We start from the raw sequence: 18,216 nt of genomic DNA on the forward strand, positions 1-18,216 counted from the left end.
AAAGGAGTTAATGGTATATGGATTTTCATCTGACAAACGAGCAGCAGATGCTCCGGAAGATGTACCGTGAATTCGCCGAGAACGAAGTGAAGCCTCTGGCTGAGGAGATCGACGAAGAGGAGCGGTTCCCCATGGAGACCGTCGAGAAGATGGCCAAGCTGGGGATGATGGGTATTTACTTCCCCAAGGAGTACGGCGGCGCCGGCGGCGACGTTCTGTCCTACGCCATGTGCGTGGAGGAGCTGGCCAAGGTCTGCGGCACCACTGCTGTTATCGTTTCTGCCCACACTTCCCTGTGCTGCGCCCCCATCTTTGAGCACGGCACCGAGGAGCAGAAGCGGAAGTATCTGCCCGACCTGCTCTCCGGCAAGAAGATCGGTGCCTTCGGCCTGACCGAGCCCAACGCCGGCACAGACGCCTCCGGCCAGCAGACCCTGGCGGTGCTGGAGGGCGACCACTACGTCCTCAACGGTTCCAAGTGCTTCATCACCAACGGCAACGTGGCCGATACCTTCGTGGTGTTCGCCATGACTGACAAGTCCAAGGGCAACCACGGCATCTCTGCCTTCATCGTGGAGAAGGACTTCCCCGGCTTCTCCACCGGCAAGCACGAGAAGAAGATGGGCATCCGCGGCTCCTCCACCTGCGACCTGATCTTTGAGGACTGCATCGTTCCCAAGGAGAATCTGCTGGGCAAAGAGGGCAAGGGCTTCAAGATCGCCATGCAGACCCTGGACGGCGGCCGGATCGGCATCGCCGCGCAGGCCCTGGGCCTGGGCGAGGGCGCTGTCAACGAGGCTGTCAAGTACACGCAGGAGCGTGTCCAGTTCGGCAAGCGCCTGAGCCAGTTCCAGAACACTCAGTTCCAGCTGGCCGACATGCACACCCGGATGCAGGCTGCTCAGTACCTGGTGTACGCTGCTGCCATGAAGAAGCAGAATCACGAGGACTATTCCATGGACGCCTCCATGGCGAAGCTGTTCGCCGCTGAGGCTGCCTCCGATGTCACGCGCCGCGCCGTCCAGCTGTTCGGCGGCTACGGCTACACCCGCGAGTATCCCGTGGAGCGCATGATGCGCGACGCCAAGATCACCGAGATCTACGAGGGTACCAGCGAGGTCCAGCGGATGGTTATTTCCAGCCGCCTGGGCGTGAAGTAAGATAGGAGGTAAAGGTTAACATGAAAATCATTGTTTCCATCAAGCAGGTTCCCGACACCTCCGGTAAGGTGGCGGTGAATCCGGACGGCACCCTGAACCGTGCGTCCATGCAGACCATCACCAACCCCGACGATATGAACGCCCTGGAGGCGGCCCTGAAGATCAAGGACGCCACCGGCTGCAAGGTTGTTGTGGTGACCATGGGTCCGCCTCCCGCTGCCGGTATGCTCCGCGAGGCGCTGGCTATGGGCGCTGACGAGGCCGTGCTGGTGTCCGCCCGCGAGTTCGGCGGTTCCGATACATACGCCACCTCTCAGATCCTGGCTGCGGCCATCAACAAGATCGGCGTAGAGGCTGACGACATCGTCATGTGCGGCCGGCAGGCCATCGATGGCGACACTGCCCAGGTGGGTCCCCAGATTGCCGAGAAGCTGCATCTGCCCCAGGTGACCTACGCCGCCGACATCCAGAAGGACGGCGACACCATCACCGTCAAGCGGATGCTGGAGGACGGCTACATGACCATCAAGGTCAAGACTCCCTGCCTGATCACCTGCATCAAGGAGCTGAACGAGCCCCGCTATATGAGCGTGGGCGGTGTGTTCGAGGCTTACGGCAAGCCCATGACCACCTACGACTATGAGGCGCTGAAGGACGATCCCCTGATCGACGCCACCACCATCGGCCTGAAGGGCTCTCCCACCAACATCTTCAAGAGCTTCACCCCGCCCCAGAAGGGCGCCGGCATGATGCTGGAGGGCGCCGACAAGGCGACCTGCGAGAAGCTGGCCGACATTCTGGCGAAGAAGCACATCATCTGAGAAAGGGGATAAACGAATATGTCTAATTTCAACAGCGCCGATATCGCTGCTTTCAAGGATGTGTGGGTCTTCTGCGAGCAGCGCGAGGGCAAACTGATGCCCACCGACTTTGAGCTGATCTCCAAGGGCCGCGACTTGGCCGACGAGCTGGGTGTGAACCTGTGCGGCCTGCTGCTGGGAGGCGAGGGCATCGAGTCCGCTGCCAAGGAGCTGGGCGGCTACGGCGCCGACAAGGTGCTGGTGTGCGAGAGCCCCCTGCTGGCCGTCTACAACACCGATGCCTATGCCAAGGTGATCTGCGACGTGATCGAGGAGCTGAAGCCCGAGGCGTTCCTGATCGGCGCCACCAACATCGGCCGTGACCTGGGGCCCCGCTGCGCGGCCCGTCTGCACACTGGACTGTGCGCGGACTGCACCCACCTGGACGTGGATGTGGCGAACTACATCCAGTTCCTGCGTGAGTCCAGCACCCTGGACGTGGACAGCCAGAAGTGGGATATGGAGGACCGGAACCTGAAGATGACCCGTCCGGCCTTCGGCGGCCACCTGATGGCCACCATCATCTGCCCGCGGTTCCGTCCCTGCATGGCGACGGTGCGCCCCGGCGTGATGAAGAAGAACGTCTTCGACCAGGCCAAGGCGGATGCGTGCGAGATCGTGAAGCCCAGTTTCCAGCTGAGCGAGAGCGACCTGAACACCGAGGTTGTGGAGGTCGTGAAGGCCGCCAAGAAGCTGGTGGACCTGATCGGCGCGGACTACATCGTGTCTGTGGGCCGCGGCATCAGCAAGGATGTCGAGGGCGGCATCAAGCTGGCTGAGGAGCTGGCGGACGTCCTGGGCGGCGTCGTGGGCGGCTCCCGTGCCACCATCGACTCCGGCTGGCTGTCTGCCGACCATCAGGTGGGCCAGACCGGCAAGACGGTGCATCCGAAGGTGTACATCGCCCTGGGCATCTCCGGCGCCATCCAGCACAAGGCCGGTATGCAGGACTCCGAGTGCATCATCGCGGTGAACAAGAACGACACTGCGCCCATCTTCGAGATTGCCGACTACGGCATCTGCGGCGACCTGTTCAAGGTCACCCCCATGCTGATCGAGGCCATCAAGGCCGCCAAGGCTGCGAAGTAAGCGAATAAAAGCCAAGAGCCGCACGGGCAAAGCCCGTGCGGCTCTGTTCTGTTTGAACACCTATGGGGGATACCGGCAGTTCAGGACTCTGCGCGCTCGGCGGCACAATCCGGATGCTCTGCGACAAACTCCGCCTCAGCCTCCGCCAGGATCTTTTTGTCTGCCTTGGTGGTGAGTTGGGATTTATCGAATTTGGCGAACAGGTCCGGCCGCCGTTCCATAGTGCGCTTGTAGCTCTGCTTTTTCCGCCAGGCAGCCACCTTACCGTGGTCACCGGAGAGCAGGATCTCCGGCACTGCTCGACCGTGCCATTCAGCCGGGCGGGAGTATTGGGGATATTCCAGCAGCCCGTTCCAGTGGGATTCCTCCTCAAAGCACTCCGCATCCGGCAGAACGCCGGGCACCATGCGGCACACCGCGTCCGCCACCGCCATGGCGGGGATCTCTCCACCGGTGAGGACGAAGTCCCCCATGCTGATCTCCTCGTCCACACACTCGTCCAGGAACCGCTGGTCCACACCCTCATAGTGGCCGCAGACCAGGATCAAGTGGTCATATCGCGCTTTCAGCTCCTTGGCAACTTCCTGGGTGAAGGTGCGGCCGCAGGGGGAGAGGAAGATCGTCCGTCCGGGGCCGTAGGTCTCCACGATGTGGCTCCAGCAGCGGTACAGGGGATCTGCCTGCATGACAGCGCCCCGGCCGCCGCCGTAGGGATAGTCGTCCACCTGCATCTGCCTGTTGGTGGTGTATTGGCGGATCTGGTGGCTCTGGATGGAGATATAGCCTCGCTGCTGGGCCCGGCCCAGGATGCTCACGTTCAGCATGGCGTCCACTGAGTCTGGGAACAGCGTCATGATGTCAATTCTCATCCGTGGCCATCCCTTCCCAAACCTGGACCTCCATCCGGTTGGCGTCCAGGTCCACCGATTTGATAAACACATCCGGCACGGCGGGGATCAGATACTCCCGCGCTCCCCTGACCGTGTAGACCTTGTGAGCGGGATAGGAGTCCACCCGGGTGATCTCGCCCAGCGTCTCGCCGGTGGCGGCGTCACAGACGGTCATGCCCAGCAGCTCCGCATCAAAGCAGGCGCCCTCCGGCAGCTTGGCGTCTGCCCGGCGGATATACAGGTTCTTACCCTTCAGGGCCAGGGCCGCGTTCATATCATCCACGCCGGGGAACTTCATCAGCACCAGGGACTTGTGGACGTGGTTGGCGGTGGGGGTGACGGGGGCCCCGTCCAAATAGAACGTCTGGAACTGGGTCAGGAAGGCAGGGTCCTGGCCGTCCGGCTGTACCCGCACCTCGCCCCGGATGCCGTGGGCGTTGACGATGCGGCCGATTTTGATGGTTTCCAATCTCATAGGAGCGCTCCTTTGGGAAGTGATGGCACGCCGGGCCGTCTCCGACCCGGACAGGAGGCAGGCGGGCCCCGTACCCTCCTGCCTGACAACGTTTATTGGCTTGTTTCTGTGTCCGCCCTTCCCAGGGCGGAGGCGGGGAACAGAGAGATGGTCCCGTTGTCGTTGAGATAGCGCAGCAGGGACAGCAGGATGGGCAGGCCGAACAGGCCCACGATGCCAAACAGGTGGTTGCCCACAAACATGCTCATCAGTGTCAGCACAGGATGCAGGCCGATCTGTGCCCCCACGATCCGGGGCTCGATGATGTTGCGGATGACGGTGATGATGACGTACAGAACCAGCAGTGCGAAGGCGTGGGGAAGATCTCCGCCCAGCGCGGAGAGAATGACCCAGGGGATCATGATACCTCCGGTGCCCAGAACGGGGAGAATGTCGAAAATAGCGATCAGCAGCGCCACCAGAATCGCACGGTTCACGCCGATGAGGGTCAGACCGACGGATAGTTCCACAAAGGTGATGGACATGATGAGGGCGTAGGAGCGGATGCAGACGAACAGCGTTCCCACCACATACGCCTTGACCTGGAGTACCAGATTCCGGGTGCTCCCCTGGAGGCAGCCCAGGCAAAACCGCACGATCTTCTGGTAGTCGACGGCGATGAAGAATGTGGAAATCACCATCAGCAGCAGCCGGATCAGGAAGCCGGGCAGGGAGGTGGCGAAAGAGGTGGCCATGGACACACCGCCCACCAATACGACGGAGAGACTGGAGACCAACTGCCACAGCATATTGAGCAGCTGGGACTGCAGCTCCTGCAACGCGGACATGAGGGAGGGGTCCAGCTTGGCCAGCAGCTCCTCCAGCCAGGCGAAAAAGTCAGTGAGCTCCGGGAGAATATAGGCGGAATAGAGCGAGGGAATCTGCTGCACCACAGATGTGATAGTGGCCGTGATCCGGATTCCCGCCAGCGCCAGCAGCAGGCCGATGGTGCCGTATGTGAGGACCACCAGCAGTACCGCCACCAACCCCTTGGGCGCGTGGAGCACCCGGGAGAGGAAGCGGATGGGGCGGCGCAGAACATAGGCGATCAGAAACGCCAAGACGAACGGCAGCAGTAGCGGCAGCGCATACTGCAGCAACAGATAACTCAGCACCAGAATCAGCGCTAGATAGGTCACATCAATGATGAATTTTTTCTTTTTTTCTGTGGACACCAAAAGCCTCCAATCCCACAGGCAGCGTCACCTGACGCTTGCGGTGTAGTACAAGTAAGCAGTGGAACGGGCTGGCCGAAGCGGCGGGGCCGCAGCCCGGACAGCGGCAGCGAAATGATCGAAAAAGGAGGAGGCCTGGCCTCCTCCTTTCGGATCTGGCGGAAGCGGCCCGCCGGATGATCGGTTCAATCTACAATATCTACGGAAACCTTCTGGCCGGTGCGCTGGGCATAGGACCGGATGACAGTCCGGATCTCCTTGGCGATGCGGCCCTGCCGGCCGATGACCTTTCCCATGTCGTCGGGGGCGACGCGCAGCTCCAGCGTCAGCTCCTGGGGACCCTCCACCTCAGTGACAGAGACGGCCTCCGGATCATCCACAAGGTTTCTGGCGATGTAGAGCAGCAACTCTTTCATGCCCGATCCTCCGGATCAGAGGACTTCTACTTTTTTCAGCAGAGCTCTGACGGTGTCGGTGGGCTGGGCGCCGGACTTGATCCAGGCCTGGGCGCGCTCCGTGTCGATCTTGATCTCAGCAGGGGAGACGCAGGGGTTGTAAGTGCCGATCTCCTCGATGAAGCGGCCGTCCCGGGGGAAACGGGAGTCCGCTACCACAACGCGGTAGAAAGGAGCCTTCTTGGCGCCAAGGCGGCGCAGTCTGATTTTCACCATAATTTGTTACCTCCAACAGTAAACTCGAAATTTTTTATCTATAAATGCATAGCACTTATATCCACTTTATTTCAGCCGCTTCTTGCGACCAAAGCCGTGCATCCGGCTGCCCAGGCCGCCGCCTCCCATTTTGGAAAGCCGTCCCCGGGTCATCTGCTTGGTCAGCTGCTGCATCATATCGAACTGCTTCAGCAGCCGGTTCACATCCACCACCTCCAGGCCGCAGCCGGCAGCGATGCGCTTTTTCCGGCTGGCGTTCAGGATCTGGGGATTCTCCCGCTCCAGCGGGGTCATGGAGAGGATGATGGCCTCCGTGTGGGCCAGGGCCTTGTCATCGATGGTGGCACCGGCCATCTGGCGGCCCAGAGCACCGGGCATCATGCTGGCGATCTGGCTCAGGTCACCCATATTCCGCAGCTGCTGGAGTTGTTCGTAGTAATCCTGCAGCGTCAGGCGGTTTTTCCGGAGCTTTTCCTCCAGCTTGGCGGCCTGATTTTCGTCGTAGGTCTGCTGGGCCTTTTCGATGAAGGACAGCATATCGCCCATACCCAAAATGCGGGATGCCATCCGGTCCGGATGGAAGGGCTCGATCATATCCAGCTTCTCGCCGGTGCCCACGAACTTGATGGGCTTGCCGGTGGAGGCCCGAATAGAGAGGGCAGCGCCGCCGCGGGCGTCGCCGTCCAGCTTGGTCAGCACCACGCCGTCGATGCCCAGCGCCTCGTCAAAGGCAGTGGCGGCGTTCACCGCATCCTGGCCGGTCATGGCATCCACCACCAGCAGGATCTCATTGGGATGGACGGCAGCCTTCATCCGCTTCAGCTCATCCATCAGGGACTCATCCACATGGAGCCGGCCGGCGGTGTCCAGGAAGACCATATCACTGCCGTGGTCCCGGGCATGGCGGATTGCATTCTCTGCAATCTGCACCGGGTCACCTTGACCCTGCTCGAATACCGGCAGGTCCAGCTGGCCACCCACCACCTTCAATTGCTCGATGGCGGCGGGACGGTACACGTCGCAGGCGGCCAGCAGGGGCCGCTTGCCAAGCTGGCGGCGCATCAGCCCCGCCAGCTTGGCGGTGGTGGTGGTCTTGCCGGCGCCCTGCAGGCCCACCATCATCACAACGGTGGGACCGCTGTTGGCCATGGAGAGCCGGGCGGTGCCGCCGCCCATGAGCTTTGTCAGCTCTTCGTTGACGATCTTGATGACCTGCTGGGCGGGCGTGAGGCTGTCCAACACGTCGGACCCCACAGCCCGCTCTGTCACGGTAGCCACGAAGTCCTTGACCACCTTATAGCCTACGTCGGCCTCCAGCAGGGCCAGACGGACTTCCCGCATGGCCTCCCGGACGTCGTTCTCTGTCAGGCGGCCCTTGCCCCGCAGCTTCTTGAATGTTGCGTTCAGTTTTTCGGTGAGCCCTTCAAATGCCATGCGATCATTCCTTCAAAGCGGTGGCTTCCGCGTGAATCAATTCCGCCAGCTCAGTCAGACGGGGGTCCTCATACTGGCGGTAGTTGATGGTCTTCAGCTCGGCGGCTGCATCCTCGATGGCCTGCAAATGGCCCCGCATCTGCTCGAAGCGCCGGATCAGGCCGGTCTTGTCCTCCACCTCCTGCATGACGCCCTCCGCCCGGACGATCACGTCCCGGACGCCCTGGCGGGAGATGCCGGCGTTTTCCGCGATCTCAGCCAGAGACAGGTCCTCATTGTAATAGAGGTCAAAGAATTCCTTCTGCCGCTCGGTGAGGAGTTCGCCGTAAAAATCGAAGAGCATGGTCATGCGGTATGTCTGATTTTTCATGAACTCCCTCATTTCTGTAAAGCTGTATTCCTTTACAACGAGAAATAGTTTACAGGATTTTGCCGGAAAAGTCAAGGGGAAAAACGAAAGAAATCCGGAAAAAATTCCCCTCCGGCAGACCGGAACGGCTTGCCAAATCCGCGTTTGCGGCATAGACTGAGAGGGACTGAACAGAACGGAGGGAGTTTATGGTATTCGACGCGCATTCGGATCTGCTGTACGATGTGACCCGGCGGCGCCTGCTGGGGGAGCGGCGGGTGCTGGAGCACCACCATCTGGACCGGCTGCGGCGGGGCGGCGTGGAGGGGCTGGTGCTGGCCGTCTGGGCCAGCGGGCCCCAGGAGACGTTCTGGAAGGACACCGCCTGGAAGGATCCTGCATCCAATTTGGGCCGCACCCATCAGATATTTGCCTGTGCCCGGGCAGACCTGGCGGAATGTCCGCAAATCCGCCCGGTCCACACCGCAGCGGAGGCAGAGGCTGCCCGGGCAGCGGGCCAAATCTACGCCTTCCTGGCGGTGGAGGGCATGGCGGCCATCGGCGGGAACCCCGCCGGCGTGGACTGGTACTACGGCCAGGGTGCCCGGCTGGGGATGCTCACCTGGAACGAGACCAATGCCCTGGCCGCCGGAGCCGGAGGCGATCCTCAGGCGGGTCTGACGGAGGCGGGACGCCGGGCGGTGCGCCGGATGGGAGAACTGGGGATGGTGGTGGACGTGTCCCATCTGAACGACGGCGGCTTCTGGGACGTGATGGACCTGGCCGCCGGGCCGGTGATCGCATCCCACTCCAACTGCCGTGCCCTGTGCGATGTGCGCCGGAACCTGTCCGACGACCAGCTGCGCCGCATCCGGGACACCGGCGGCGTGGTGGGGCTGAACGCCTTCCACGGCTTTGTCCACGCCGAGCCCCGGCAGCAGACCGCCAGGACCCTGGCCCTCCATGCCGTCCACATGGCGGAGGTCATGGGGGTGGAGCATGTGGGCTGCGGCTTCGACTTCTGCGAGTTTATGGGCCCTGGAAACGAGGGGGCAGAGGGCCTGGAAAGCGCCGCCCACATCCGGAACCTCTTCTACTGGCTGGAAAAGCTGGGGATGAACCGGCAGGAGCTGGAAATGATCGCCCGGGGCAATTTCCTGCGGGTTCTGGCGGGGCCGGACCTGCCGCCGCAATGAGAAAGACAGCTGCTCCCCATCGGAGCAGCTGTCTGATTTTCTGCATCACGGCTGTGTGAAGCCCAGATAGCGGGTGCCCTGAAAGGTCAGGCGGCCCGTGTCCCCTTCCACCAGGAGACCATACTCCCGGCCACTGACGGAGAACTCCATCCGGTCACCGCTCTCCACCTGAAAGGTGACATAGTACTGGGTGGAGGTGGTCATGTGATGGGTCTCGCCTCCGTGGTGATGGTGGGAGACATCGATCCGCTTGGCCACCACAGTGGCCTCCACCGTCAACCGGGGGGAGTTGTTGTTCCGGTGCCACTGGCTGACACCCCGGACGATCATCACAATGAAGAGACAGAGCACCAGGGCGAAGATCAGAAAGAACAAAATTTCGAATCCGCCGCCGAACATAAAGGAGTCTAAAAGCCCCATGCCGCCAAAGCCGGGCGTGGTCATGAAGATCCCACCTTTTCCTCTTGTTGAGACTGATTTTACCAGATACCGCATAAGTCGGCAAGAAAGAATTTGAATTATGGGAAGAGATATACTATAATAATCCCATGTTGTATTCCACAGAAGAGGAGTTGAGACCTTGGAAAGAACCAGAATCCAACTGGCCGACGGGGTGTATCTCACCTATCTGCCGGCCAGAAAGTTCAAGACCAGCCTGCTCTCCGCCCAGTTCGTCACCCCGCTGCAGCAGGAGACTGCCTCCGCTTATGCGCTGCTGCCGGCCATCCTGCGCCGGGGCACGGTGCGCTATCCCGACCTGGGGGCGTTGTCCGCCCGGCTGGACCGGCTGTACGGTGCCTCTGTGGACTACACCGTCCGCAAGCAGGGCGAGAATCAGTGCGTAGGCTTCGTGGCCAGCTTTATCGACGACAGCTACATCCCCGGAGGGGAACAGCTGCTAGAGCCGGTGGCGGAGCTGTTGGGAGAGCTGCTGTGCGATCCCGTGACCGAGCGGGGCCGCTTTGTGACCGCTTATTTTGAGGGGGAGAAGACCAACCTGATCGACGCCATCCGCAGCCAGGTGAATGACAAGCGGGAGTATGCCTACGCCCGATTGCTGCGGGAGATGTGCGACGGGGAGCCCTACGGCATCAGCCGCCTGGGCGACGAGGCGGGTGCGGAGAAGCTGCAGATGCCAAAGCTCCACGCCCTGTACGGAGAGCTGCTTGCCACCGCCAGGCTGGAGCTGTTCTACTGCGGCAGCGCATCCCTGGAGCGGGTACGGGAGGCGTTGGCCGCAGCTTTCGCCACGCTGCCCAGGGATGGGATCCGGGACATCGCTCCGTCCACGCCCCATCCGGCCCGGACCGAGGTGAAGCGGGTGGAGGAGGCCATGGACGTGACTCAGGGCAAGCTGGGTATGGGCTTTGCCTGCGGCAGCGACGACTACGCCGCCGCGCTGATGGGCAATACCCTGTTTGGCGGCAGCAGCAACTCCAAGCTGTTTTTGAACGTGCGGGAGAAGCTGTCCCTGTGCTACTACGCCTCGTCCGCCTACCACCGGCAGAAGCGGCTCATCACCGTCTCCTCCGGCATTGAGTTCCAGAACTACCAGAAGGCCTATGACGAGATCATGGCCCAGCTGGCCGCCGTGCAGGCTGGCCGCCTGGAGGACTGGGAGCTGGAGGGCGCCCGCAGTACGCTGCTGAATGCCTACGCCTCCATGGGAGATTCCCAGGGGAAGCTGGAGAACTTCTACCTGGGCCAGGCGGCCACCGGACAGGAGGACACGCCGGAGCTGCTGGCGGAGCAGGTGCGGCACGTGACGGCGGAACGCATCTTTGACGCCATGCAGACCGTCTCTCTGGATACGGTGTACTTCCTGAAGGGAAAGGAGACTGCGGAATGAAGCAGACGTTTTACGAGCGGATCGGCGAGTCCGTCTACCGGGAGGTGCTGCCCAACGGATTGCAGGTCTGCGTGGTCCCCAAGCCGGAGCACGCCAAGAAGTACGCCTTCTTTGCCACCCGGTACGGCGGGATGGACACCCGCTTCTGTCTGGACGGTAAGTGGCTGGACACACCGGCGGGCATTGCCCACTACCTGGAGCACAAGATGTTCGACACCAAGGAGGGTAACGCCCTCCAGGAGCTGGCGAAAAACGGCGCGGAGCCCAATGCCTTCACCTCCAACGCCATGACCGGCTACTACTTCGACTCCACGGAGCACTTTGAGGAGAATCTGGAGATCCTGCTGTCCTTCGTCTCTATCCCCTATTTCACGGAGGAGAGCGTGGCCAAGGAGCAGGGCATCATCGGCCAGGAGATCCGCATGATCGAGGACAACCCCGACTGGCAGCTCTACACCCGGATGATGCAGGCCCTGTACCAGAAGAGCACTGCCCGGACCTCTATCGCCGGGACGGTGGAGAGTATCTCCCACATCACAGCGGAGACGCTGTACGACTGCCACAAGGCATTCTACACCCCCTCCAACATGATTTTGACAGTGGTGGGCAACGTGGATCCGGTCCATGTGGCGGACCTGGCCCGGCGGATCCTACCCCGGGAGGGCGGGCCTGTGATCCCCCGGGACTACGGCCAGGAACCCGCCCAGGTGGCGGCAAAGGAGACCCGCATGGCCATGGAGGTCTCTGCCCCTCAGTTCCTGACGGCCTACAAGTGCGCCCCGGCGGCGGACGGGGAGGACTACCTCCGTACCGCCGTTCTGGGAGACATGGCCTGCGACATCCTGCTGGGGGATTCCAGCCCCCTGTACCAGCGGCTCTATGAGGAGGGGGTCATCAACACCAGCTTCGGCGGCGCCTTTGAGATGATGCCGGGCGTGGCATACCTCTATGCCGGCGGCGACAGCAAGGACGCCCGCCGGGCTGCCGCTGAGATCCAGAGGGAGGCGGAGCGTCTGGCAGCGGAGGGCATCGACGAGGACTATTACCAGCGGGTGCGCCGGGCGTCCTTCGGCTCCAACCTCCGGGGGCTGAACTCCTTTGAGAACATCGCCGTGACCCTGACGGAGGGGTATTTCCACGGCTATGATCCCTTCCGCTTCCCCCAGGTGTTCGACTCCATCACCAAAGAGGACGTGGCCGCCTTCCTGCGCCGCAATCTGACCGCGGAGCGGGCTGTGCTCAGCGAGATCGTGCCCAGGGAGAACTGAATCCAAGACAGAGAAAGAGGGGGAACCCCATTTGAGAGCATTACAGGATATGCCCATCAGCTTTCCCGGCCTGTTCGGGGACTGGTCCTTCAATCCCGACCCTATCGCCGTCCATATCGGCCATGGGATCTACTGGTACGGCATCATTTTGGCCATCGGCCTGCTGGCGGGCCTGGTGCTGTGCATGAAGCAGGCCAAGCGCTACGGCCTGACAGAGGACAATGTGCTGGATATGGTGCTGTGGGCGGTGCCCAGCTGCATCATCGGCGCCCGCCTTTACTATGTGATCTTCTATCTGGACCTCTACCGCAACGCCGATGGCAGCTTAAACTGGGGCGAGATGGTGGCGGTCTGGGACGGCGGCCTAGCCATCTACGGCGCGGTGATTGCCGGGGCCATCGTGGCATTTTTCTACACCCGGCACAAGAAGATCAAGATGGGCGCCATGACGGACCTGGCGGTGATGGGCCTGCTGCTGGGCCAGTGCATCGGCCGCTGGGCCAACTTCATCAATCGGGAGGCCTTCGGCGCCGAGACCACGCTGCCCTGGCGGATGCGCCTGTGGACCAGCGCCACGGAGTATATCGAGGTCCATCCCACGTTTTTCTATGAGAGCCTGTGGAATCTGATCGGGCTTCTGCTGATCCTGCTCGTGGTCTCCAAAGCCCGCCGGTTCGATGGGGAGAACACCTGGTTCTACTTCCTGTGGTACGGCCTGGGCCGGTTCTGGATCGAGGGGCTGCGGACGGACAGCCTGTATCTCTTTAACTGGACGTTCCTGGGGCAGCCCATCCGGGTGTCTCAGGCGCTGAGTCTGCTTCTGGCAGTCACCGCCGCGGTGATGCTGTTCTACAACATCAAGATCAAAAAGCACTCGCGGGATGAGTTGCTGGTGAATCAGGTGGCGGCGGAAGCCGCCGAGGGGACGGCAGAGGCGGATATTTCCACGGCGGAAGCGGGAGAGAGTGTCCCTGCCGGACAGGAGGAGCCGGAGCTCCCCCAGCCGCCGGAGACCCAAAACGGGGAAGGGGGAGAGACTGATGGCAACACGCATTGACGGCAAGGCGCTGGCGGCCAAGGTCAAGGCGCAGACGGCAGAGGTAGCGAAGTCCCTGTACCGGCGGCCGGGCCTTGCGGTGATCCTGGTGGGGAATGACCCCGCCTCCCGGGTCTATGTGACCGGGAAGGAAAAGGACTGCGCCGAGTGCGGTTTTTTGAGCTTTGAGCACGCCCTGCCGGAGGACACCACACAGGAGACGCTGCTGGACCTGATCCAGGAGCTCAACCGCGACCCGCAGGTGGACGGCATCCTGTGCCAGCTTCCTTTGCCCGGGCATCTGGACGAGGAGGCGGTGCTGAACGCCATCGCCCGGGACAAGGACGTGGATTGCTTCCACCCCTATAACGTGGGCCGCCTGATGATCGGTGATCCGGTGTTTCTGCCATGCACCCCTGCCGGCGTCATGGAGATGCTGCGGGAATACGGCATCCCCGTCCGGGGCAGGCGGTGCGTGGTGCTGGGCCGCAGCAACATCGTGGGCAAGCCTATGGCCATGCTGCTGCTCCAGCAGGACGGCACCGTGACGGTCTGCCACTCCAAGACGCCGGGACTGGCGGCCATCACCCGGGAGGCGGACATCCTGGTGTCCGCTGTGGGCCGGGTGGGTCTTGTCACGCCGGATATGGTGAAGGAAGGGGCCGTGGTCATCGACGTGGCCATGAACCGGAACAGCGAGGGCAGGCTCTGCGGCGATGTAGACTTCGCCGCGGTAGAACCCAAGGCATCCTACATCACTCCGGTGCCCGGCGGCGTGGGGCCCATGACCCGGGCCATGCTGATGCGCAATATCCTCACCGCAGCCCGGAACCACCAGGCGGAGAAGTGAACAGACGAAAAGAGCGCCGCGGCTTTTGGCCGCGGCGCTCTTGATTTGTATGGGGAGAAGCTACCGTTCCTCCCGGAAATACGCCAGACCCAGGCTGGCGGGGGGCTGATTCTCCTTCTTGTTCCGCAGGGAGACAAAAATCAGCACCGCGATGGTCACGAGATACGGCAGCATGTTGAAGAGGTACGTGTCCCGCCGGCCCAGGCCGGGGATGATGAGGTACACCCAGAACAGCAGGCCGAACAGGTAGGAGCCCCAGATAGCGTTGACTGTCCGCCAGGTGGCGAAGATCACCAGCGCCACGGCCAGCCAGCCCAGGGACTCGATGGTGCCGTCGTTGGCCCAAGTGCCCTTGATGTAGTCCATGGTGTAGTACAGGCCGCCGAGACCGGAGATACCGGCGCCCACGCAGGTGGCCAGGTACTTGTTGCGGGAGACGTTGATGCCCGCCGCATCGGCCGTGGCAGGATTCTCACCCACGGACCGCAGGTTCAGGCCCGGCCGGGTGCGGTTGAGGAACAGCTGCAGCACCACGGCCAGCACAATGGCCAGATATACCATGAAGCCATAGCTGAACAGCAGCCGCCCGGGAAGCCCCAGGTCCGACAGGCCGGGGATGGTGGCCCGGTACACGGCGCTGGTGGCGGCTACGGAGATCTGGCCCACGCCGCCGGCCATGGAGTTCAGGGTGCCGCCGAAGAAGTTGGCCACGCCGCCGCCGAAGATGGTCAGCGTCAGGCCGGTGACGTTCTGGTTGGCCCGGAGGGTGATGGTCAGGAAACTGTACAGCAGACCGCCCAGGGCGGAGGCGGCGAACGCCGCCAGTAGAGAGATCACCAGACACACGAAACCGGAGGGATCGGGATTGTTGAACTCATAGAAGAAGGAGGCCGCCAGTCCCGCAATACCGCCCAGATACATGATCCCGGGGACGCCCAGGTTCAGGTTGCCGGATTTCTCTGTCAGGATCTCGCCCATGGCGCCGAACAGAATGACGGTGCCGAACTGGATAGCAGACTGAATCAGCTGAACAATTTGGTCGACGCTCATTTGGCCCCCTCCTTTCCGCCCCGCAGGATGATGCGGTAGTTGATGAAGAATTCGCTGCCCAGAATGAAGAACAGGATGATGCCCGTAATGATATTGGAGGCGTAGTCATTCAGGTTGAACTGGGAGGCGATCTGAATGGCGCCCTTCTGCAGAAACACCAGCAGGAAGGAGATCAGGATCATCACAAAGGTGTTGAACTGAGCCAGCCAGGCCACGATGATGGCGGTGAAGCCACGTCCGCCGGCGGTGGAGGTGGAGATGGTGTGGCTGGCGCCGGCCACGGCGATGAAGCCTGCCAGACCGCAGATGGCGCCGGAGATAGCCATGGTGCGGATGGTGACCTTCTTCACGTTGATGCCGGCGTACCGGGCGGTGTTCTCACTGTCGCCCACCACGGAGATCTCATATCCCTGCTTGGAATATTTCAGGTACAGGAACATCCCCACCGTCAGCAGCAGCACCAGGACAACGTTCAGGCCGTATTCCTGGCCGAACAGCTCCGGGAACCAGCCGTCCTTGGTTCGCTGGTTGATAACGCCCACGGTATTGGAGCCCACGGGATTTTCCCACAGGGCCACAAAGTAGCTGGTGAGCTGGATGGCCACGTAGTTCATCATCAGGGTGAACAGCGTTTCATTGGTGTTCCACACAGCCTTGAAGGTGGCGGGCACCATACCCCACGCCGCACCAGCCAGCAGGCTGACCACCGCCATGATGACCAGCAGCAGGGGGGTGGAGATATCGCCGCCGAAGGCCCGCATAAACCCGGCGGTGACGATGCCGCCGATGAGGATCTGACCCTCGGCGCCGATGTTCCAGAAGCGCATCTTGAAGGCGGGGGCCAGCCCCACGCCGATGCACAGCAGCATCATGGCGTCCCGGACAGTAACCCAGCTGCGCCGGGGGGTGCCGAAGGCGCCGTCGAAGATGCCCTCGTACACCTGGAAGGGGTTCAGCTTGGTGACGGCGAAGATGAAGATGCCGCTCACGACCAGGGACAGCAGCACCGCGATGATCCGGATGGCCCATGCCTTGGGGCGGGCGATGCCGTCCCGCTTGGCGATGCGGAGCAGAGGCTCCCTGTGGGTCTTACCCTGTGTCATGCCTCCTTCGCCTCCTTTACAAAGCGGGTCATCAGCAGGCCCACTTCCTCTTTGGTGGTGGTGCGGCCGTCCACAATACCGCTGACCTGGCCGCCGCAGAGCACCAGGATCCGGTCGCACAGCTCCAGCAGCACGTCCAGGTCCTCGCCCACATAGATGACGGCCACGCCTTTCAGCTTCTGCGCCGTCAGCAGGTTGTAGATGGTGTAGGAGGTGTTGATGTCCAGGCCCCGCACCGCGTAGGCGGTCATCAACACCGAGGGATTCTGGGCGATCTCACGTCCCACCAGCACCTTCTGCACGTTGCCGCCGGAGAGCCGGCGGACCGGCGTGTTGATGCTGGGGGTCAGCACATCCAGTTCCTCCTTCACCCGCTCCGCCAGCTGGCGGGGCGGCTTGCGGTCCAGCAGGGGTCCCCGGCCGGAACGGTAGGTCTTGAGCATCATGTTGTCCGCCATGCCCATGGAACCCACCAGTCCCATGCCTAGCCGGTCCTCCGGCACAAAGGCCATGGACACGCCGATGTCGTGGATCTGCCGGGGATTCTTGCCCAGCAGCTCCTCACCGCCCTTGTCCACCGGCACATGCTGACCGGCGATGGGTTCGTCGGGGGCGGGGGGATGATAGATGACGTGGGACCCGGGCTGGGTAACCCGCAGGCCGGCGATGGCCTCCAGCAGTTCCTTCTGGCCGCTGCCGGAGATGCCGGCAATGCCCAGAATCTCCCCGCCGTAGGCGTCGAAGGAGACATGGTCCAGAGCCTTGATGCTGTCGGGAGTCAGGACCGTCAGATCCTTCACCTCCAGCCGCAGGTTGCGGTCCTCCACCAGGGGACGGTCGATGTTCAGCGTTACCGCATGGCCCACCATCATGTCCGTCAGCTTCTGGGGAGAAGTGTCGCAGGTGGCCACGTCCCCGATATAGCGGCCCTTGCGGAGCACCGCCACCCGGTCGGACACGTCCATGACCTCGTGGAGCTTGTGGGTGATGATGACCAGGGCCTTGCCGTCTGCCTTCATATTCCGCATGACATCGAAGAGCCGGTCCGTCTCCTGGGGGGTCAGCACGGCGGTGGGCTCATCCAGGATCAGGATGTCTGCGCCCCGGTAGAGGACCTTGATGATCTCCACCGTCTGCTTCTCCGACACGGACATGTCGTAGATCTTCTTGTTGGGATCAATGGAAAAACCATATTTCTCACTGATCTCCAGGATTTTGGCGGAGGCGGCCTTCAGATCCAGCTTGCGCTCTCCGTCCAGCCCCAGGACGATGTTTTCCGCTGCGGAGAACACGTCCACCAGCTTGAAGTGCTGGTGGATCATGCCGATGCCGCAGGCAAAGGCGTCCTTGGGGGAGGCAATGGTGGTGGGCTCGCCGTTCACCAGGATCTTCCCTTCGTCCGGGAAGTAGATGCCGGCCAGCATATTCATCAGCGTGGTCTTGCCGCTGCCGTTCTCCCCCAGCAGGGAGAGGATTTCGCCCCGCCTGATCTCCAGGGAGATATCGTCGTTGGCAACCACCTTGCCGAACCGCTTTGTGATGTGCCGCAGTTCAATGGCAGTGGTATGTTCCAAACAGATCATCCTTTCTTTTAGTGTCGGTTCCGCGCCATGGCCGCAGGCACATGCCTGCGGCGCGGGCCTCCGGAGGGAAAAGAAAAGGGAAAAAAGACCCCGGCGGCCGATGCCGCGGAGGGGATGGAGCGATTTGAGAGAAAGGGGC

General features: G+C 62.1%; 19 protein-coding genes. 8 read left to right on the forward strand and 11 right to left on the reverse strand.

The genetic code is table 11. The annotated features are described in order from the left end of the window. Nucleotides 1-17: 17 nt before the first annotated feature. Genes DN611_RS05350 through acrA form a run of 3 tightly spaced genes read left to right on the forward strand, consistent with a single transcriptional unit; the run spans nt 18 to nt 3,109 of the window. Entirely contained in the window at nt 18-1,160 is a 1,143-nt protein-coding gene (locus DN611_RS05350) for an acyl-CoA dehydrogenase (protein ID WP_021751625.1), read from the forward strand. Nucleotides 1,161-1,180: 20 nt separating this feature from the next. Next, nucleotides 1,181-1,981 carry an acryloyl-CoA reductase electron transfer subunit gamma gene (gene acrB / locus DN611_RS05355; protein ID WP_119310814.1) on the forward strand — a complete coding sequence of 267 codons (801 nt, stop codon included), beginning with the start codon at nt 1,181-1,183 and terminating at the stop codon, nt 1,979-1,981. A gap of 18 nt (nt 1,982-1,999) precedes the next feature. Further along, entirely contained in the window at nt 2,000-3,109 is a 1,110-nt protein-coding gene (gene acrA, locus DN611_RS05360; RefSeq protein WP_119310815.1) for an acryloyl-CoA reductase electron transfer subunit beta, read from the forward strand. A gap of 80 nt (nt 3,110-3,189) precedes the next feature. Here the strand turns inward: acrA and trmD are convergent, their stop codons facing one another. The 7 genes from trmD to ylxM form a co-directional block, all read right to left on the reverse strand. Further along, a complete protein-coding gene (gene trmD, locus DN611_RS05365; RefSeq protein WP_119310816.1) occupies nt 3,190-3,978 on the reverse strand; it encodes a tRNA (guanosine(37)-N1)-methyltransferase TrmD in 789 nt (262 codons plus the stop codon). Then, on the reverse strand, nt 3,968-4,474 hold the full coding sequence (gene rimM / locus DN611_RS05370) for a ribosome maturation factor RimM (RefSeq protein WP_021749093.1): 507 nt from the start codon (nt 4,472-4,474) through the stop codon (nt 3,968-3,970). The genes trmD and rimM overlap by 11 nt, the downstream gene beginning before the upstream one ends. Nucleotides 4,475-4,566: 92 nt before the next feature. Then, nucleotides 4,567-5,688 (reverse strand): sporulation integral membrane protein YtvI, encoded by a 1,122-nt coding sequence (ytvI, locus tag DN611_RS05375; RefSeq protein WP_119310817.1) that lies wholly within the window; start codon nt 5,686-5,688, stop codon nt 4,567-4,569. A gap of 185 nt (nt 5,689-5,873) precedes the next feature. Then, on the reverse strand, nt 5,874-6,104 hold the full coding sequence (locus DN611_RS05380; protein WP_021749090.1) for a KH domain-containing protein: 231 nt from the start codon (nt 6,102-6,104) through the stop codon (nt 5,874-5,876). Nucleotides 6,105-6,119: 15 nt separating this feature from the next. Further along, the gene (rpsP, locus tag DN611_RS05385) at nt 6,120-6,362 is read right to left on the reverse strand and encodes a 30S ribosomal protein S16 (protein WP_025543830.1); all 243 of its coding nucleotides are present in this window, start codon (nt 6,360-6,362) and stop codon (nt 6,120-6,122) included. A gap of 63 nt (nt 6,363-6,425) precedes the next feature. Beyond that, nucleotides 6,426-7,793, reverse strand: a complete 1,368-nt coding sequence (gene ffh / locus DN611_RS05390; RefSeq protein ID WP_021749088.1) for a signal recognition particle protein — start codon at nt 7,791-7,793, stop codon at nt 6,426-6,428. Between the two features lie 4 nt (nt 7,794-7,797). Beyond that, nucleotides 7,798-8,163: a YlxM family DNA-binding protein gene (ylxM, locus tag DN611_RS05395; RefSeq protein ID WP_036630187.1), complete on the reverse strand. Its 366-nt coding sequence runs from the start codon at nt 8,161-8,163 to the stop codon at nt 7,798-7,800. A 188-nt stretch (nt 8,164-8,351) separates the two neighbouring features. On the opposite strand from ylxM, the gene DN611_RS05400 reads away from it, so the two are divergent. After that, complete coding sequence (locus DN611_RS05400) at nt 8,352-9,338, forward strand: dipeptidase (RefSeq protein WP_119310818.1); 987 nt, start codon at nt 8,352-8,354, stop codon at nt 9,336-9,338. Between the two features lie 45 nt (nt 9,339-9,383). On the opposite strand, the gene DN611_RS05405 is transcribed toward DN611_RS05400, so the two are convergent. Beyond that, nucleotides 9,384-9,737 carry a DUF2500 domain-containing protein gene (locus DN611_RS05405; protein WP_431834326.1) on the reverse strand — a complete coding sequence of 118 codons (354 nt, stop codon included), beginning with the start codon at nt 9,735-9,737 and terminating at the stop codon, nt 9,384-9,386. Between the two features lie 181 nt (nt 9,738-9,918). Between DN611_RS05405 and yfmF the strand changes: the two genes are divergently transcribed. Genes yfmF through folD form a run of 4 tightly spaced genes read left to right on the forward strand, consistent with a single transcriptional unit; the run spans nt 9,919 to nt 14,341 of the window. Then, nucleotides 9,919-11,187: an EF-P 5-aminopentanol modification-associated protein YfmF gene (yfmF, locus tag DN611_RS05410; RefSeq protein WP_021749083.1), complete on the forward strand. Its 1,269-nt coding sequence runs from the start codon at nt 9,919-9,921 to the stop codon at nt 11,185-11,187. Then, nucleotides 11,184-12,455: an EF-P 5-aminopentanol modification-associated protein YfmH gene (yfmH, locus tag DN611_RS05415; RefSeq protein ID WP_119310819.1), complete on the forward strand. Its 1,272-nt coding sequence runs from the start codon at nt 11,184-11,186 to the stop codon at nt 12,453-12,455. The genes yfmF and yfmH overlap by 4 nt, the downstream gene beginning before the upstream one ends. 31 nt (nt 12,456-12,486) lie before the next feature. Continuing rightward, entirely contained in the window at nt 12,487-13,512 is a 1,026-nt protein-coding gene (lgt, locus tag DN611_RS05420; protein ID WP_119310820.1) for a prolipoprotein diacylglyceryl transferase, read from the forward strand. Next, on the forward strand, nt 13,496-14,341 hold the full coding sequence (gene folD, locus DN611_RS05425; RefSeq protein WP_119310821.1) for a bifunctional methylenetetrahydrofolate dehydrogenase/methenyltetrahydrofolate cyclohydrolase FolD: 846 nt from the start codon (nt 13,496-13,498) through the stop codon (nt 14,339-14,341). Before lgt ends, folD begins: the two co-directional genes overlap by 17 nt. Before the next feature lie 60 nt (nt 14,342-14,401). On the opposite strand, the gene DN611_RS05430 is transcribed toward folD, so the two are convergent. Genes DN611_RS05430 through DN611_RS05440 form a run of 3 tightly spaced genes read right to left on the reverse strand, consistent with a single transcriptional unit; the run spans nt 14,402 to nt 18,068 of the window. Next, nucleotides 14,402-15,391, reverse strand: coding sequence for an ABC transporter permease (locus DN611_RS05430; protein WP_021747887.1), 990 nt, complete (start codon nt 15,389-15,391; stop codon nt 14,402-14,404). Beyond that, nucleotides 15,388-16,494 (reverse strand): ABC transporter permease, encoded by a 1,107-nt coding sequence (locus tag DN611_RS05435; RefSeq protein ID WP_119310822.1) that lies wholly within the window; start codon nt 16,492-16,494, stop codon nt 15,388-15,390. Before DN611_RS05435 ends, DN611_RS05430 begins: the two co-directional genes overlap by 4 nt. After that, a complete protein-coding gene (locus tag DN611_RS05440; protein WP_333637354.1) occupies nt 16,491-18,068 on the reverse strand; it encodes an ABC transporter ATP-binding protein in 1,578 nt (525 codons plus the stop codon). The genes DN611_RS05435 and DN611_RS05440 overlap by 4 nt, the downstream gene beginning before the upstream one ends. Between the last annotated feature and the right edge of the window lie 148 nt (nt 18,069-18,216).

The sequence above is a fragment of the Oscillibacter sp. PEA192 genome (assembly GCF_003574015.1).
GTDB classification, from domain to species: domain Bacteria; phylum Bacillota; class Clostridia; order Oscillospirales; family Oscillospiraceae; genus Oscillibacter; species Oscillibacter welbionis.

Bases quoted from the DNA above. Each gene is read 5' to 3' on its own strand.
- DN611_RS05350 (WP_021751625.1), top strand. From the start codon at position 18: ATGGATTTTCATCTGACAAACGAGCAGCAGATGCTCCGGAAGATGTAC.
- acrB (WP_119310814.1), top strand. From the start codon at position 1,181: ATGAAAATCATTGTTTCCATCAAGCAGGTTCCCGACACCTCCGGTAAG.
- acrA (WP_119310815.1), top strand. From the start codon at position 2,000: ATGTCTAATTTCAACAGCGCCGATATCGCTGCTTTCAAGGATGTGTGG.
- trmD (WP_119310816.1), bottom strand. From the start codon at position 3,978: ATGAGAATTGACATCATGACGCTGTTCCCAGACTCAGTGGACGCCATG.
- rimM (WP_021749093.1), bottom strand. From the start codon at position 4,474: ATGAGATTGGAAACCATCAAAATCGGCCGCATCGTCAACGCCCACGGC.
- DN611_RS05380 (WP_021749090.1), bottom strand. From the start codon at position 6,104: ATGAAAGAGTTGCTGCTCTACATCGCCAGAAACCTTGTGGATGATCCG.
- ffh (WP_021749088.1), bottom strand. From the start codon at position 7,793: ATGGCATTTGAAGGGCTCACCGAAAAACTGAACGCAACATTCAAGAAG.
- ylxM (WP_036630187.1), bottom strand. From the start codon at position 8,163: ATGAAAAATCAGACATACCGCATGACCATGCTCTTCGATTTTTACGGC.
- DN611_RS05400 (WP_119310818.1), top strand. From the start codon at position 8,352: ATGGTATTCGACGCGCATTCGGATCTGCTGTACGATGTGACCCGGCGG.
- DN611_RS05405 (WP_431834326.1), bottom strand. From the start codon at position 9,737: ATGTTCGGCGGCGGATTCGAAATTTTGTTCTTTCTGATCTTCGCCCTG.
- yfmH (WP_119310819.1), top strand. From the start codon at position 11,184: ATGAAGCAGACGTTTTACGAGCGGATCGGCGAGTCCGTCTACCGGGAG.
- folD (WP_119310821.1), top strand. From the start codon at position 13,496: ATGGCAACACGCATTGACGGCAAGGCGCTGGCGGCCAAGGTCAAGGCG.
- DN611_RS05430 (WP_021747887.1), bottom strand. From the start codon at position 15,391: ATGAGCGTCGACCAAATTGTTCAGCTGATTCAGTCTGCTATCCAGTTC.
- DN611_RS05435 (WP_119310822.1), bottom strand. From the start codon at position 16,494: ATGACACAGGGTAAGACCCACAGGGAGCCTCTGCTCCGCATCGCCAAG.